Origin of the sequence: Clostridium sp. BNL1100 (assembly GCF_000244875.1) — a bacterium.
In the GTDB taxonomy this organism is placed as follows: domain Bacteria; phylum Bacillota; class Clostridia; order Acetivibrionales; family DSM-1351; genus Ruminiclostridium.
This window is the reverse complement of record NC_016791.1, coordinates 114,386-128,931: the sequence shown is the minus strand read 5'-3', so window position 1 is coordinate 128,931 and position 14,546 is coordinate 114,386. Positions and strand designations below refer to the sequence as shown.

The window sequence follows — 14,546 nt, the reverse complement described above, 5'->3', positions numbered from 1 at the left end:
ATTATTTGCAAAATGTCACTTTACTATTCATTTAACTAATAAATGCAAATAAAAGCATTTTTTTAACATATAATAATAATTGTTAAAAAATAGGAGGCCGCAATGAAAAAGTTCCTTATTTATATAGTACTTGTACCAGTGTTGATTTTTTGCAATCCCATTACTGTGTCGGAAATAAAGCCGGATTTGGCAAAAGAATCTACCGAAGCAGGACAGGCCAGGTCAGGGCTTTCACCAGCAGTTTTATATGTCTCAAAAAACTCAAATTATTTAAAAATAATGACACTTAACAATAATTTATATATTACGGATATAAACCAAAACTTTGATTTAAAGAAATACAGTGAAGTTGGTGTTGAGTCATCTAAAACAAAAATTTTGGTTAACAAGGATAATCCCTTGGATAAGAATAATATGAATGTTGACCTTGTAGATATTGATTCAAATAAAATAGTACTTGAAAAACCGGGGCTAAAGCTGGATTCCTCTGCTGCAAAGGCCTTGTATTCCATGCTCGCCTCAGCCCGCAGAGACGGAGTTGCAGGTTTTGTTTTAAACAGTGCCTACAGGTCAGAAGCCACTCAGAAGGAGATATTTACCTACAATCTCAGTGTTTTTACAAAAACCAGTAAAACTTATATGGAAGCCCTTGAAAAGACTCGTTTACTGGTAGCGATGCCCGGCTTTTCCGAACATCAAACAGGTCTTGCCGTGGATTTATTCAGTGTTAAGGGGTGGCATAGAAGTGATTTTAAAGGAACCAAAGAACAGATATGGCTAGACTCAAATGCCTATAAGTACGGCTTTATACTAAGGTATGGCAGCAACAAGACAGAAGTTACGGGAGCTACCTATGAGCCGTGGCATTTTAGATACACAGGAATTCCTCTTAGTACGTATCTATTTTCAAAGGGCCTTTGCCTTGAAGAATTTTACCATAAAATTTGCTCCGGCAATATTATGAAAGGCAAAGACTGCCTGTTTATGAAGGTTGAACGAAGCCAAAAGGTCTATTGGAGTGGCAGTACAAATACATCTATTGTACTGGAACCCGTAAAAAAAGACCTGCTACTTTTAACTGTTAAATATCAACGTAATTGAAGCTTTCCGCCAAAACTTCAAAAAGTTCAAGAAAAATAGGTCAAATGGCCCCATAGGAGTTTCCGAAACAAGTATCTGGGTACCTCTGCTGACCCCCTCCGCCTTAAAACTTGCAAACATATAGTATTTACCGTTATAGGAATATACTTCAGGTGCCCAAAAATTATTATTTGCCCAAAAATCATCCGAAGGCTGGAAAGCCGGAAACGGTCCTTCTCAGTCGTCCAAATCCTTGCTGATATAAACATCAAACCCGGCTGCTTTACCTGTCCAACAGTTCTTATCAGTGGTCCCAAAAAGATAGTAGGTTTTGTCTGAATGTACAGGGAGTACGTAAGGGTCTCTAATTTGTATTTGTGAACTTTTCATATCCTGTTCCTCCACTTTTGTGTTTCTGTAATAAATACTAATATAGCAAATATCCTTTATATGTTTAAACCCTTTTCATAAAATTTATCATGTACATCCTTTTTACTGGTGTATAATTACAATGCGGTAAAAATTTCAAAAAAGGAGTGAGCTTTTATGAAACGGGCATTACTGGTAATTGATGTTCAGAATGAGTATTTTACAGGAAAATTGCCTGTTACACATCCACCAGGCAGCTACAGCAATATTCTAAAAGTTGTTGATACTGCTAATGAAAAAAATATACCGGTTATTCTGATTCAGCATACCTCTCCCGGTGAAAATGCAGTCATGTTTAAAAAAGGAAGTAGTGAATGGAATATTCATCCTGACCTCTTGGTTAGGAAATATTATCAAATCGTAGAAAAAAATTTACCCGGCAGCTTTACAAATACTAATCTTGAATCCGAGTTAAAGGGGTTAGACATTGATACTGTTACAATAGCAGGGTATATGACTCAAATGTGCTGTGATACAACCGCAAGACAGGCTATGCATATGGGCTATGCTGTTGAATTCCTTTCAGATGCTACAGGAACACTCCAATTTTCAAATAATGCCGGAACTATTTCAGCTGAAGATCTTCATAAAGCTATTCTGGTTACACAAGCAGCAAGATTCAGTAAAGTTCTTTCTTCTGACGAATGGATCAAAAATCTGTGAGATTTTTAAAAAAAGCTGTTGTAAACTATTTTTTAATAGTCTGCAACAGCTTTAGGAATTGTATATATGTGTAACTACATATGCTCCCTTATTAGCTTTCCCATCTCCTTGGTACCAACAACCTTAGTTCCCGGAGATGCTATGTCAGCAGTTCTGTAGCCCGTATTTAAAACATCTGCAACAGCTTTTTCAATGGCATCTGCCTCACCGGACAGGTCAAGTGAATATCTTAGCATCATAGCCACTGAAAGTATTGTTGCAATAGGATTTGCTTTATCCTGCCCTGCAATATCAGGGGCAGACCCATGTATTGGCTCGTAGAGCCCCAGCTTCGTAGAACCAAGACTGGCAGAAGGTAACATTCCGATTGAACCTGTTATCATGGAAGCTTCGTCCGACAAGATATCTCCAAATATATTACTTGTAAGTATAACATCAAATTGAGCAGGGTTTCTTACCAGCTGCATTGCCGCATTATCAACATACATATGGCTCAAGGCAACCTCCGGGTATTCCTTTGCCACCTCTTCAACCACCTGTCTCCAGAGCCTTGAGCTTTCAAGTACATTGGCTTTATCAACGGACATAAGCTTTTTGCCCCTTTTCATAGCTGTTTCAAAGCCTACTTCTGCTATTCTCTTTATTTCAGATACATTATACATTTCGGTGTCAAATGCAGCCTCTCCGCCTTCTGTATCAAGTCTGCCTCTCTTGCCGAAATATATTCCTCCCGTTAATTCACGGATAACCATAATGTCAATACCGTTGCTTATTATTTCTGATTTCAGAGGTGATGCATCCTTTAAAGCCCCGTATATAACAGCCGGCCTCAGGTTGGCATATAACCCGAGAGCCGCCCTTATTCCCAACAATCCCGCTTCAGGCCTCTTGTTTCCGGGCAAAGTATCCCATTTAGGGCCTCCTACTGCTCCCAGTAGTACTGCATCACTACCCTTACATGTATCCACCGTAGCCTGAGGCAGAGGCTCTCCATGCCTGTCTATAGCTATACCGCCTAAATCAGCTTCTGTAAATAAAAAGCTGTGGCCATATTTTTCACCTATCAGTTCTAAAACCTTTAAGGCTTCAGCTATTATATCCGGGCCTATTCCGTCCCCCGGAAGCACTGTAATTTTATAATTCATATTTTCATCTCCATTCCAGCAGTACTATTAAAGCGAATTCTTAATATACTGTATCAGCCCGTCGGAAGAAATAATCTCCTGCATAAATTCAGGGAACGGCTGACCCTGATATGTTTTGCCTGTTGTAAGGTTTTTAATCAGCCCTTTGTCAAAGTCTATCTCTACCTGATCGTCATCTTTGATATCTTTTGCGGCTTCTGGACACTCTAAAATCGGGAGTCCGATATTAATAGAATTTCTATAGAATATTCTTGCAAAAGTTTCTGCTATGACGCAGGATATTCCTGATGCCTTGATTGAAATGGGTGCATGTTCTCTTGACGAACCGCAGCCAAAATTCTTTCCTGCAACCATTACATCTCCCTTTTGGACTCTCTGGGTAAATTTATCATCAAGATCCTCCATACAATGGCTGGCAAGTTCAGCAGGATCTGATGTGTTCAAATATCGTGCAGGTATTATAACGTCTGTATCAACGTTGTTTCCGTACTTTATAACCTTACCCTTAACATTCATATCTATCTCCTTTTCCGACAGCGGACAAAATACAATCAAATATCCGTGCCTTTTTTTGTTTATGTCAATCTCTATATTTAAATTTCATCAGGTCCGGCTATCCTGCCTGCTATGGCAGAAGCCGCAGCTACCGCCGGGCTTGCAAGATAAACCTCGCTTTCGGGATGGCCCATACGTCCAACAAAGTTTCTGTTTGTAGTTGCAACTGCTCTCTCTCCCTTTGCAAGTATCCCCATATGGCCTCCAAGACATGGGCCGCAGGTAGGTGTGCTTACAGCAGCTCCTGAATCTATAAATATGTCAAACAGACCTTCGTTCATAGCTTGCTTCCATATCTTTTGAGTAGCAGGAATTATAATACACCTTACATTGTCGCTGACCTTTTTTCCTTTTAAAACTTCTGCCGCTATTCTCATGTCTTCTATACGTCCGTTTGTACATGAGCCGATTACAACCTGGTCGATTTTAATATCGCCCACTTTGTCAATGGTACGTGCATTTTCAGGAAGATGAGGAAATGCAACTGTTGGCTTTATTTCAGCAAGGTCTATTTCATAAACTTCTGAATATTCAGCATCCTCGTCAGCCTTGTATATGCTATATGATCTGATAGAATGTTCCTTTACGTATTCAACGGTTTTTTCGTCTACCTCAAATATTCCGTTTTTTGCACCGGCCTCTATAGCCATGTTTGCCATTGAGAATCTGTCGTCCATTGAAAGAGCGTTTACTCCGTCACCTGTGAACTCCATTGATTTGTAAAGAGCACCGTCAACACCGATCATTCCTATAATATGAAGGATAACATCCTTTCCTCCAACCCACTTTTGGGGCTTACCTTTTAGGACGAACTTAATTGCTTCGGGGACCTTGAACCAGGCCTCTCCTGTTGCCATTCCCGCTGCCATATCGGTACTGCCTATTCCTGTCGAGAATGCTCCAAGTGCACCGTAAGTACATGTGTGAGAATCAGCTCCTATAACCACATCCCCCGGTACCACAAGTCCTTTTTCAGGCAATAGTGCATGTTCAACTCCCATTTGTCCGACTTCAAAGAAGTTTACTATTTCCATTCTTTTTGAAAACTCCCTGCAAACCTTTACCTGTTCTGCGGACTTAATATCCTTATTGGGAGTAAAATGGTCAGGTACTATAGCTATTTTATTCTTATCGAATACTTTATCCAGACCGATTTTATCAAACTCCTTGATAGCTACGGGAGATGTTATATCATTCCCCAGAACCATATCAAGTTTAGCCTTTATTAATTGCCCGGGTACTACTTTATCTGCTCCTGCATGGTTTGCAAGAATCTTCTGTGTCATTGTCATTCCCATTTTTTAAATCCCCCTTTGTCACATGAATATATAAATTTAAATGTTTTTTCGTAAAATAAAAGAACTCTTTTCAAGCTTTTAATGTTAAAGCAATTATATAATAAGCTTAAAAAGTGTTCTTCCTGTTATTTACCGTTATTTCTTCAATTATGAATGTTTTTTGACGAATTGCGATATTGCATTGGGGTCATGTTGGTTTGTTTCTTAAACATATCATTAAATCTCTGCTGGTTGGAAAAGCCTACACTAAGGGCTATTTCGCCAACCTTCTGGTCTGTCTCCCGAAGCAGTTCACATGCCCGTTTGATTCTTATGTTTAACAGATATTGCATGGGACTTAGTCCTGTGTTCTCTTTGAAGGCCCTTGTGAAATAACTGGGACTAAGAAAAACATATTTTGCAATATCCGTTATTGATATCTCACGCTCAAAATTATTGTGTACAAACTGTATTGCAGACTGCATAAGTTCTTTTATCTTTGGGCTTTTGTTCTTTATACTGTTTTCCCATTCTGCCTTTAACGCCCTTGATATAAGTACAAACAGCTCCATCAGCATGAGATAATTAAGCAAATCGCTGCCCAACTGGTCATTTGTCTGTTCCTTGAGAATCCTGTTTAAAAGAACGATTATATCATTCTTCTGGCTTACTTTTAGCTTAATAAAAGAACCTGATTCCCTGCCGCTGACGAAGTTTATAAAATCCCCAAGGGATACCTCTGAAAGAGTATGCTCCGTTTGATCCATAAATTTGAAATACAGAACAATAAAGTCACACCCGCCCTCGGAATTTACATTTAGCTTATGTCTCTGGTTTGGCTTAATTATTACAATATCATTTGAGCCTACAGAGACGTTCTGTTCTCCAATCTCAAAAACACCGCTTCCTGATTTTATATAAACCATTTCAAAGGTTTCATGTACACTTAGTCCCTTTGACCATTCAGCATCATGGTATCGTTCAATGGCTTTTACACTGGTAACCGGAATAAAGCTTGCCGATCCCAGCACACCTTCCCACGCTTTGGGAAGCGTCGTTGTTTCCATATTACCCAACTCCCTTCAACCCTAGATAGTCCGCACCATTTAGGACAAGGCTTTCTACTTTTTTGGCCTACGGAATACTTTAGTTCCATTACCTGACTTTTTCTTATCCCCAAAAGCCTTTTTTCTGTCAACGGTCAGGCTTTGCTTAAAATTACTGACTTTACTTTTTCCGGTACCTGCTGGGCTTCCGGATTTAGCCCTGTCAGAAGTCCTCTTACTTCTTTCCTTTTTATATTCAACAATCTTTCCATTATACATGGATTTTGGAATTATCTTTATTTTGAGTTCCTTTTCAAACTTTCTCATCAACTCTATTTCTTTTTCGGTCACAATGGATATTGCCACTCCCGGCTTCCCGTTTCTACCTGTCCGGCCTGCTCTGTGAAGATAGTCCATTGACCTTTCAGGGATATTAACATTAAAAATATGTGTCACATCCTCTATATCAAGACCCCTTGCCGCAATATCAGAGGCTATAAGAAGCTGCAACCTTCCATTTTTAAAATCGTCCATGGTTTGCTTCCTGTCGGATTTTAAATGTGAACCATGAATACCCCCGGCTTTCAGCTTGTGGTATCTTAGCTTCTCTTCCGAAACAAAAATATCCTCGCTGTTAGCAAAAAATGCAATTGCTTTCTTGGGATTTATCATTCGAACAAGCTTTCTTAAAACATCAATTTTTTCTCTTTGCTCGGCGACAAAATACAGGTGTTCAATAGCCTCCGGAACACCCATGTCCGATTTACTCTCTATAACAAGAGGCTCCTTCATTAAAGGCATGGCACGCTCAACTGTCTTTTTAGAGATAGTTGCAGAACACATTACTATCTGCCTCTCCTTGAGAGTTGTCTTGATTACCGCCTTTATTGTATCTAAATTGTAGTCGTCAAGAAGGCGGTCTGCTTCATCTATAATAATTGTTTTAATGGTATGTGCTGAAATCTTCTTTTTCTGAATCAATTCCAGTATTCTTCCGGCCGTTCCTACTATTATATGGGGCTTAAGCTTGAGTTTGTCTATCTGCCTCATAATATTTACATCACCGATAATAGGGGTGGATGTAGCCTTTATTTCAGAATTTTGTGAAAGCAGTTCTATCTGCCTTTCAACTTGTATTGCCAGTTCATGGGTCGGCACCAGTATTAGTGCCTGCATTTCCTTTTTATCAACAGAGAGTTTCATGAAAAGAGGCAGCAGATATGCCAGTGTTTTTCCCGTTCCCGTGGAAGAATGAAGAATTACATCTCTATTCTTCAATTCCTCGGGTATAGCTTTTTGCTGTATATCGGTAGGTACTGTTATTGTTTCCTTTTTTAATGCCTCCACAAGGGACTTGTCCAACTCCATGCCCTCAAATAACTGCTCCATGCCATTCTCCTTTTCACGCCGCATTTTATTTTTTCTTGCTGTTTTCTATCTTTTCAGCCAGTTCATTAAGATATGTCCAACGTTCCAGCTTAAAGTCCAGTTCCTTTTCAAGCTCCTGTTGTTTTTGAAGGAGCTCCTGAAGCTTTGTAAAATCTGTTGCAGATTGGTCTATATCCTTTTTTACCTTTTCTATGTCGGACTCAAGAGCCGCTATAACATCGTCTATTTCATCAAATTCCTTTTGTTCCTTAAAAGTGAATTTGAGGGGTTTTTCCTTATTCTTTTGCCACTCTGTCTTATTTTGTGAACTGTCGTTCTTTTTATCCGGGTCAGCTGTCTTTCCTGTATCATCCTGTTTTTCCCGTGCGGCTATATACTCTCTATAATCCGAGTAGTTTCCGGCATATTTGGTAATTTCTCCATTTCCTTCAAAGGAAAATATCCTGTTTGCTGTTCTGTCCAGAAAGTATCTGTCATGGGACACGGTTATAACCGCTCCAGGGAATTCGTCCAAGTAAGCTTCCAGAATTGTTAGTGTCTGGATGTCCAGATCATTTGTAGGTTCGTCCAGTAGCAATATGTTTGGAGCACCCATAAGTATGCTCAAAAGATAAAGTCTTCTTTTTTCGCCACCTGAAAGCTTTGAGATAGGTGTCCACTGAACACTGGGCGGAAAAAGAAACCTCTCCAGCATCTGCGAGGCACTCAGGCTTCCGTTTGCAGTTTCTATATGTTCTGCCACTGTTCTGATATATTCAATAACCCTAAGGTTTTGATCCATATCTGTATTTTCCTGAGTAAAAAATCCTGTTTTTACGGTCTCTCCAATTTCAACCTTTCCCGCATCAGGTGCAATCTGTCCTGAAAGTACTTTTAATAGTGTTGACTTGCCGATTCCGTTAGGCCCTATAATTCCTATTCTATCGTCTCTTAGCAATACATAACTAAAATCGCTAATTAACGTCTTATCTCCATATGATTTTTTTATATTTTCCAGTTCAATTATCTTTCTTCCAAGTCTTGCAGCTCCCACCTGAATTTCAATATTTTCATCCTGCTTGGGTACATCTGCCTCCTTCAGCTTTTCAAACCTTTCTATTCTGGCCTTTTGCTTGGTAGAACGTGCCTGTGCACCTCTTCTTATCCATTCCAATTCATTTCTGTAAAGGTTCTGCCTTTTTCTTTCAGAAGCCTGTTCCAACTCTTCACGTTCGGCTTTCATTTCGAGGAATCGGCTGTAGTTAGCCTGATAGCTGTAAAGCTTCCCGTTGTCCAGTTCTATTATCCTGTTTGAAACTCTGTCCAGAAAGTACCTGTCATGTGTAACCATCAAAAGAGCACCTTTTCTGGTATTCAGGTACTTTTCAAGCCAGTCAACAGTATCATTGTCAATATGGTTAGTAGGCTCGTCCAGTATAAGCAGCTCAGTGGGATTAATCAATGCTCCTGCCATTGCGATTCTCTTTCTCTGTCCCCCCGACAAAGTTGCCACATCCGCCTCAAAACTATCGATTCCCAGTCTTGTAAGTATGGTTTTCGCTTCACTTTCCAACGTCCAGGCGTTCATTGTATCCATTTGATGCATTAAATCCAGAAGTCTTTTTTCAAGTTTCTGATCTGCCGGATTCTGACTGCTTTTTAAAAGTATATCTTCATACTCCCTCAGCAGCACCATAACAGGGGAATGTCCGTTAAATACCTGTTGAAGCACCGTTGTTCCCGGCTCAAAAGCGGGACTTTGTTCAAGATAGCCTACTCGTACTTTGTTGGACTTTATTATATTTCCGGTATCAACACTCTCAATACCTGCAATTACCTTCAAAAGAGTGCTTTTGCCTGTTCCGTTGACGCCTATAAGCCCTATCTTATCTCCCTCGCCTATACCCAACGATATATCATTAAATAATATTTTTTCACTATAGCTTTTTGAAATACCTTCAGCGGATAAAATATTCAACTGCCTGATTCTCCTTTGTTACTCGTTTTATCTTATGTGTTATTATACCATTTAGGCAGTACAATTGCTGTAATTTATTTGTACCCCTTTATTAATCATTTATAACGCTTTGCATATCCGCATTTTTTACAAAGCTCTTCTACGGCCTTTCTTCCTGAAAACCCTTCATATATTCGTCGGGCCCTTTCAGAATATAGAATATCACTGAGAGACTCTGAGAAAATATTACCCAAGGGAATATTCCCATCGCTGTCAAGACAGCATGGAACAACCGTCCCGTCCACTAGAATTCCAAATTGGTCTCTCAACCCGTAACAGAACACTTTCTCATCCATAATATCTTTGCTTACGTCCGGCCATTCAAAGATTTCAGCCCTACTTATAAATAGCCTGTCCTGTAGTTTTACATTCACCTGGTTCTTAACAGCAAGCCATAAATCAAAACCGGGCTGAAAGGACTCTTCCAGCTTTTTTATAATCTCGTCGTTCAAGTCGTTAATACCTTTTAATTGGCCATTGTCCATATTCCAAAGCCTTAGTTCGCAAATGATACCCTTCTCAACAGCCTTTTTTATAAAACTGACAGTGTTATTTATATAGCTGTCCAATAATCCATTTCCTTCATTGGCCTCAAAACTGTGAAGTGAAATGCTTACCTTCCGTAACGCCTTTGAATTCAGCAGCAACTCACCGCATCTGTTTAACAAGGTTCCATTCGTCGTGATGTTGACTTTGATTAAGCTGTCATAACATATTTTCAGAAAACTTTTCAGATTTGGGTTTAATAATGGCTCTCCCATAATATGTAAATATACATAATCACAAAATGGTTTCACTTGACGTATTATGTGCGTAAACCCCTTTATATCCATAAATCCCGGCAGCCTTCCGGAATCAGGACAAAAGCTGCATTTCAGATTACATACATTAGTTATCTCTATATATACCTTCTTAAATTTTTTCATTGATTACTCCATATAGATTGTTATTGCTATTTTACACTAAAAACCATGTTATATGTATATAGTAAACAGTAAACAATAACAATAAATTTAAGATTGACATTATAAATTTAATCTTATATAATCTAATTGTAAACAATTTAATTTTATTCAATAGGAGGTATATACATGACAATTTATGATTTTAAGGTAAAAGATGCTCAAAAGAATGAAATTTCAATGGATTCCTATAGAGGTAAGGTTCTTCTTATTGTTAATACTGCAACAGGCTGCGGATTTACACCTCAATATGAAGCTTTGGAGAACCTGTATAGAACATATAAGGACAAGGGCTTGGAAATTCTTGATTTTCCCTGCAACCAGTTTTTGAATCAGGCTCCCGGAACTGAAGAAGAAATAGTTGAGTTTTGTCAGTTGAAATATGGAGTTTCTTTTAAAACCTTTTCGAAGATTGATGTTAACGGAAGTAATGCAGACCCATTATATACATTTTTGAAAAAGGCAACCCCAGCTGATAAGGAGAACCAGGAAACTTCTTCCTTTATGAAAGTTCTTAAAGATTTAGGCCAGAGTATTGTAGGTTCAAACATTAAATGGAACTTTACAAAGATCTTAATTGACCGTAATGGTAACGTTGTGGGAAGATATTCTCCAACTTATAAGCCTGAGAATATGGAAGCGAAAATACAGGAACTTTTGGAGAGCTAGTTCCTTTGCCTGTGGCTGATTTCAAATACCGTTATTCGATATGGTTTTATAAAATTGAATTGTATGATATTCTAATTTTAAGATGACTTTTTAAGGAGAATTTATATGCCGTACGATAAACTGAAATTGGAAAATCAGCTATGCTTTCCCCTGTATGCGTGTTCAAAGGAAATCATAAAAAAATATAAACCTTATCTTGACCCCTTAGGGATTACGTATACTCAATATATAGCTCTTATGGCCCTTTGGGAAGAGGATAATATAACCGTAAAGGATCTTGGCAAAAAGTTGTTTCTTGATTCCGGTACATTAACCCCATTATTTAAAAAAATGGAGTCGCAGAATCTGGTTGTCAGGCAAAGAAGCTCTGATGACGAAAGAAATGTTTATATAAGGTTAACCGAAGAGGGAAAAAATTTACGGGATAAGGCCCTGGATATCCCCAACAGAATTGGCAGCTGTATTGACTTGCCTATGGAAGAGATAGTCCAGCTTCAAAAATATCTCCATAAACTGTTGCAGCAATTGGGTTAATTTATTTAGTTCTTCACATTGGCTCTATCAAGCTTTGCCCCCCCAAAGCATGATAGAGCCAATTTTCTTTCAGTAAATATCCCGGTAATTCTTATACCCTTTATATAAGCAAATAAATAAGTACCTCTCTCAACCATATTTGTTTTAGGATTGGCGTTTATTGATATTCTGCTACTGTCCTCATACGAATCCGGCCAGCATCCCTTTGCTGCATCATTAATTCTGTCTTCAATTAAGTAAGGGGTCTCAACAGTTCCGACCAATACCTCTCCTGATGATGTTTTTATCTTATAGTTTATATCTTCTCCACTAACTGATGTAGCACAAATAAGTAAATTTCCTTTTATATCTGTTTGTTCTTGATTGAAGTTTGATTCAAGCACTGAAAGAAAGGTTATTTCAGCCCTGTCAACATCTATTTCAATACTGTCTGTAAGCCTTGTTCCCGTGTTTTCATTAAATCCCTCTGAAAGTCCTTCAAGGCTTTTATCTTTGTTAATATTCTGTACTGCTGCAGTTACGGCATAATCCATTGCCTTGGAAATAGAATTCCTTTTATAGGTATAAACTGCATAGTCTGCTACGCTTACAAATACAAGCAATACAAGAAAGCTTACAGCCAAACCTATGAAAAGCACTCCCAAGCCCCCACCTTTCCGGCTCTTAATCCTCCCCACTGTTTTTTTCAACCCTGCATGTAGCTTTCGCCCTGTAGTGTAATTCATTGCCTTCATTATCAGAATTAACCTCCGTTTCGGAAAAAATGCTCTCATTCTCCGATTCAACATATATACTGAATATTTCTCCCCTGTCCAGAACACTTCCCAAAACATAGTTGCCAAGGCCGCCAACTGTTCCATCCGACTGTACGTTTCCGCATTTGATACTAATATTACTGGCCCGGAAAGTCCCCAGTTTGCCGAGCTTTTCAAGAAGTTCTTCCTGGTCGCTAACAGTCATAACCCCTGTAATCATAACCTTGTGAGCAACACTATCCACCGTATTTTTTACATACCTTTGCTTGGTATCATATTCATAAAATGTGAGGGTTTTAAAAAAGAGAACTGCAATTAAAGGAATAATAATAAGAAATGCATATATTTTATTCATCCATCCTCCCAAGTTTAGTGCAATCAATCATCCTTAATGTTATCGTTAAGTTTTTTTACAGACTGATAAACCTTTTCGCCTGTATCCGATATCAGCTCTGATGTCGGAACTACAGTTCCTATCACCAAAGCTACGCATAGTGCAAACATGATTATCGCAATTATTATATTTTTCATATATGCCCCCGATTAACGTATAGTACCGCTTAGTGTGTTTATCTGCGAATCTACGGTATCCAACTGCCCTTCAACCTTAACGCCGTTCTCCCTGCCATGATTGGCAAGAGGTACAATTACAGCAACAAGAAGTGCCATTGCTATTGCAAACATTGCTATAGAGATAATTATTTTTTTCATATATTTTTCCTACCCTTTCTATCTTAATTTAAAATATTTTCAATATGCGGAAGTACACTGTACCCCTTGGTTACCGCAAGGTTTCCCGTTTCTGCCCCGTGCCTTATTAATGGAACTACCGCGCCTATTACAAGGGCCAGTGCTATAGCCATCATTATTATAGTTATGATTACCTGTTTCATACCTCTCTCCTTTAAATGAATTCAAAGGCCTTATAAACGATATCCAGCATAGGATTCAGCATAAGTCTAGCCAGCTCATATACCAAAGGTACAATGCTGATAAATGCTATTAAATCAATAAAGTCCAGTGTTTCATCTGCTACCATGATTATTGCCTCGTCCCTCTCCATAGCCTCTCTGTCCAGTATTTGCAATGCAACCTCCTTGTCGTGGAGACTGTATATTTCCATAATATCAGTGAATTTCGACAGGCTCTTAACGTTTTTGTTTTTCAGGTAATCAAAACCCTTCTTTTTATCATACCTGAATATTACCGCAAATTGCCGAAGCCAATCTTCATACGTTTTTGAGGATTTCTCCAGTTCACAGATTATGTCAAGTGTTTTTATTCCGTCTATTCTGGCAAGGAGTTGAAATATGTATTCAAGTTTGATTATCTCTTTTTTATATAATGCACCCTTTACAAGCCACCAAACAACAAGAAATATGTCCGGAAGGAACAACGAAATCAATATCAACCACAGATATCGAGGTTTAAAAAACCCTATTTTATGTGTATCCTCCCATTTATTTATAAACCATCCTGTTTTTTCATCAATCTCCTGTTTATCTGATGAGTTCAGAACCTCAGCCACTTTTTCTTCAACCAGACGGTACAATTCTGTATCATCTGAGCTTTCAAGCACATCCTCTCCAACTTTTGATAAAACTATCCTGTAGAAGCGGTATTGCCAATTATCCTGTGACTGCGGACTATAAAAAAGTGAATCCTCCTTCTCAGTCCTCTCAATGACAAGTCTTTGTTCATAACCCATATTTGTATATCTTATAGCCAAAAAAACAACAATACACAATAAAAAACATAATATCTTAATCAGATACAGTCTTCTTAAACTAATTCCAACTTCGCTAAGTTCCAGTACACGGGCTTCAAACCTGTTCAACCAATGGCCTTTATTCTTTGTAAGAATATAAAGAACTTTTTTTACAAAGATATTTTCCTCAACACTTCCAATAACATCTGTGATATTTTTTCTTTTAGTGTCTTTAGATATTTTAATAATCTTCAAACTTAATCCACAAAGAACTACTAAAACACCAACAATAATCAACAGAATAAATAACATATCCTCTTTTCATCTCCCTTTCTCTT

18 protein-coding genes are annotated in these 14,546 nt (G+C 38.4%); 4 read left to right on the top strand and 14 right to left on the bottom strand.

The genetic code is table 11. The features are described from left to right. Positions 1-102 precede the first annotated feature (102 nt). Positions 103-1,101 carry a M15 family metallopeptidase gene (locus CLO1100_RS00610; RefSeq protein WP_014311825.1) on the top strand — a complete coding sequence of 333 codons (999 nt, stop codon included), beginning with the start codon at positions 103-105 and terminating at the stop codon, positions 1,099-1,101. Between the two features lie 216 nt (positions 1,102-1,317). Here the strand turns inward: CLO1100_RS00610 and CLO1100_RS20580 are convergent, their stop codons facing one another. Continuing rightward, positions 1,318-1,470, bottom strand: a complete 153-nt coding sequence (locus CLO1100_RS20580; protein WP_187288901.1) for a hypothetical protein — start codon at positions 1,468-1,470, stop codon at positions 1,318-1,320. A gap of 156 nt (positions 1,471-1,626) precedes the next feature. Between CLO1100_RS20580 and CLO1100_RS00600 the strand changes: the two genes are divergently transcribed. Continuing rightward, entirely contained in the window at positions 1,627-2,172 is a 546-nt protein-coding gene (locus CLO1100_RS00600) for a cysteine hydrolase family protein (protein WP_014311824.1), read from the top strand. 74 nt (positions 2,173-2,246) lie between these two features. On the opposite strand, the gene leuB is transcribed toward CLO1100_RS00600, so the two are convergent. The 7 genes from leuB to CLO1100_RS00565 form a co-directional block, all read right to left on the bottom strand. Further along, positions 2,247-3,317 carry a 3-isopropylmalate dehydrogenase gene (gene leuB / locus CLO1100_RS00595; RefSeq protein ID WP_014311823.1) on the bottom strand — a complete coding sequence of 357 codons (1,071 nt, stop codon included), beginning with the start codon at positions 3,315-3,317 and terminating at the stop codon, positions 2,247-2,249. Positions 3,318-3,344: 27 nt separating this feature from the next. Then, positions 3,345-3,833 (bottom strand): 3-isopropylmalate dehydratase small subunit, encoded by a 489-nt coding sequence (gene leuD, locus CLO1100_RS00590; protein WP_014311822.1) that lies wholly within the window; start codon positions 3,831-3,833, stop codon positions 3,345-3,347. Between the two features lie 77 nt (positions 3,834-3,910). Beyond that, on the bottom strand, positions 3,911-5,170 hold the full coding sequence (gene leuC, locus CLO1100_RS00585) for a 3-isopropylmalate dehydratase large subunit (protein ID WP_014311821.1): 1,260 nt from the start codon (positions 5,168-5,170) through the stop codon (positions 3,911-3,913). 143 nt (positions 5,171-5,313) lie between these two features. Continuing rightward, a complete protein-coding gene (locus tag CLO1100_RS00580; protein ID WP_014311820.1) occupies positions 5,314-6,216 on the bottom strand; it encodes an AraC family transcriptional regulator in 903 nt (300 codons plus the stop codon). A gap of 54 nt (positions 6,217-6,270) precedes the next feature. Then, complete coding sequence (locus CLO1100_RS00575; protein WP_014311819.1) at positions 6,271-7,584, bottom strand: DEAD/DEAH box helicase; 1,314 nt, start codon at positions 7,582-7,584, stop codon at positions 6,271-6,273. A 25-nt stretch (positions 7,585-7,609) separates the two neighbouring features. After that, positions 7,610-9,541 carry an ABC-F family ATP-binding cassette domain-containing protein gene (locus tag CLO1100_RS00570; RefSeq protein WP_014311818.1) on the bottom strand — a complete coding sequence of 644 codons (1,932 nt, stop codon included), beginning with the start codon at positions 9,539-9,541 and terminating at the stop codon, positions 7,610-7,612. 95 nt (positions 9,542-9,636) lie between these two features. Beyond that, positions 9,637-10,506: a radical SAM/SPASM domain-containing protein gene (locus CLO1100_RS00565; RefSeq protein ID WP_014311817.1), complete on the bottom strand. Its 870-nt coding sequence runs from the start codon at positions 10,504-10,506 to the stop codon at positions 9,637-9,639. 165 nt (positions 10,507-10,671) lie between these two features. On the opposite strand from CLO1100_RS00565, the gene CLO1100_RS00560 reads away from it, so the two are divergent. Both CLO1100_RS00560 and CLO1100_RS00555 read left to right on the top strand, forming a co-directional pair. Continuing rightward, positions 10,672-11,211, top strand: coding sequence for a glutathione peroxidase (locus CLO1100_RS00560; protein WP_014311816.1), 540 nt, complete (start codon positions 10,672-10,674; stop codon positions 11,209-11,211). A 105-nt stretch (positions 11,212-11,316) separates the two neighbouring features. Beyond that, positions 11,317-11,745, top strand: coding sequence for a MarR family transcriptional regulator (locus tag CLO1100_RS00555; RefSeq protein WP_014311815.1), 429 nt, complete (start codon positions 11,317-11,319; stop codon positions 11,743-11,745). A 5-nt stretch (positions 11,746-11,750) separates the two neighbouring features. Here the strand turns inward: CLO1100_RS00555 and CLO1100_RS00550 are convergent, their stop codons facing one another. Genes CLO1100_RS00550 through CLO1100_RS00540 form a run of 6 tightly spaced genes read right to left on the bottom strand, consistent with a single transcriptional unit; the run spans position 11,751 to position 14,520 of the window. Beyond that, positions 11,751-12,479, bottom strand: a complete 729-nt coding sequence (locus tag CLO1100_RS00550; protein ID WP_242836650.1) for a hypothetical protein — start codon at positions 12,477-12,479, stop codon at positions 11,751-11,753. Further along, the gene (locus tag CLO1100_RS00545) at positions 12,409-12,855 is read right to left on the bottom strand and encodes a hypothetical protein (protein WP_014311813.1); all 447 of its coding nucleotides are present in this window, start codon (positions 12,853-12,855) and stop codon (positions 12,409-12,411) included. The genes CLO1100_RS00550 and CLO1100_RS00545 overlap by 71 nt, the downstream gene beginning before the upstream one ends. A gap of 23 nt (positions 12,856-12,878) precedes the next feature. Then, a complete protein-coding gene (locus tag CLO1100_RS20575; RefSeq protein ID WP_014311812.1) occupies positions 12,879-13,031 on the bottom strand; it encodes a hypothetical protein in 153 nt (50 codons plus the stop codon). A 12-nt stretch (positions 13,032-13,043) separates the two neighbouring features. Beyond that, on the bottom strand, positions 13,044-13,211 hold the full coding sequence (locus CLO1100_RS20570) for a hypothetical protein (protein ID WP_014311811.1): 168 nt from the start codon (positions 13,209-13,211) through the stop codon (positions 13,044-13,046). A gap of 23 nt (positions 13,212-13,234) precedes the next feature. Continuing rightward, on the bottom strand, positions 13,235-13,393 hold the full coding sequence (locus CLO1100_RS20565; protein WP_014311810.1) for a hypothetical protein: 159 nt from the start codon (positions 13,391-13,393) through the stop codon (positions 13,235-13,237). Positions 13,394-13,404: 11 nt separating this feature from the next. Next, positions 13,405-14,520 (bottom strand): hypothetical protein, encoded by a 1,116-nt coding sequence (locus CLO1100_RS00540; protein WP_014311809.1) that lies wholly within the window; start codon positions 14,518-14,520, stop codon positions 13,405-13,407. Positions 14,521-14,546: the final 26 nt, after the last annotated feature.

Excerpts from the sequence above, each read along its gene's own strand:
- CLO1100_RS00545 (WP_014311813.1), bottom strand. The coding sequence starts at position 12,855 with ATGAATAAAATATATGCATTTCTTATTATTATTCCTTTAATTGCAGTT.
- CLO1100_RS00610 (WP_014311825.1), top strand. The coding sequence starts at position 103 with ATGAAAAAGTTCCTTATTTATATAGTACTTGTACCAGTGTTGATTTTT.
- leuD (WP_014311822.1), bottom strand. The coding sequence starts at position 3,833 with ATGAATGTTAAGGGTAAGGTTATAAAGTACGGAAACAACGTTGATACA.
- CLO1100_RS00540 (WP_014311809.1), bottom strand. The coding sequence starts at position 14,520 with ATGTTATTTATTCTGTTGATTATTGTTGGTGTTTTAGTAGTTCTTTGT.
- CLO1100_RS00555 (WP_014311815.1), top strand. The coding sequence starts at position 11,317 with ATGCCGTACGATAAACTGAAATTGGAAAATCAGCTATGCTTTCCCCTG.
- CLO1100_RS00565 (WP_014311817.1), bottom strand. The coding sequence starts at position 10,506 with ATGAAAAAATTTAAGAAGGTATATATAGAGATAACTAATGTATGTAAT.
- CLO1100_RS00560 (WP_014311816.1), top strand. The coding sequence starts at position 10,672 with ATGACAATTTATGATTTTAAGGTAAAAGATGCTCAAAAGAATGAAATT.
- CLO1100_RS20580 (WP_187288901.1), bottom strand. The coding sequence starts at position 1,470 with ATGAAAAGTTCACAAATACAAATTAGAGACCCTTACGTACTCCCTGTA.
- CLO1100_RS20565 (WP_014311810.1), bottom strand. The coding sequence starts at position 13,393 with ATGAAACAGGTAATCATAACTATAATAATGATGGCTATAGCACTGGCC.
- CLO1100_RS20570 (WP_014311811.1), bottom strand. The coding sequence starts at position 13,211 with ATGAAAAAAATAATTATCTCTATAGCAATGTTTGCAATAGCAATGGCA.
- CLO1100_RS00550 (WP_242836650.1), bottom strand. The coding sequence starts at position 12,479 with ATGAAGGCAATGAATTACACTACAGGGCGAAAGCTACATGCAGGGTTG.
- leuC (WP_014311821.1), bottom strand. The coding sequence starts at position 5,170 with ATGGGAATGACAATGACACAGAAGATTCTTGCAAACCATGCAGGAGCA.
- CLO1100_RS00575 (WP_014311819.1), bottom strand. The coding sequence starts at position 7,584 with ATGGAGCAGTTATTTGAGGGCATGGAGTTGGACAAGTCCCTTGTGGAG.
- CLO1100_RS00580 (WP_014311820.1), bottom strand. The coding sequence starts at position 6,216 with ATGGAAACAACGACGCTTCCCAAAGCGTGGGAAGGTGTGCTGGGATCG.
- CLO1100_RS20575 (WP_014311812.1), bottom strand. The coding sequence starts at position 13,031 with ATGAAAAATATAATAATTGCGATAATCATGTTTGCACTATGCGTAGCT.
- leuB (WP_014311823.1), bottom strand. The coding sequence starts at position 3,317 with ATGAATTATAAAATTACAGTGCTTCCGGGGGACGGAATAGGCCCGGAT.
- CLO1100_RS00600 (WP_014311824.1), top strand. The coding sequence starts at position 1,627 with ATGAAACGGGCATTACTGGTAATTGATGTTCAGAATGAGTATTTTACA.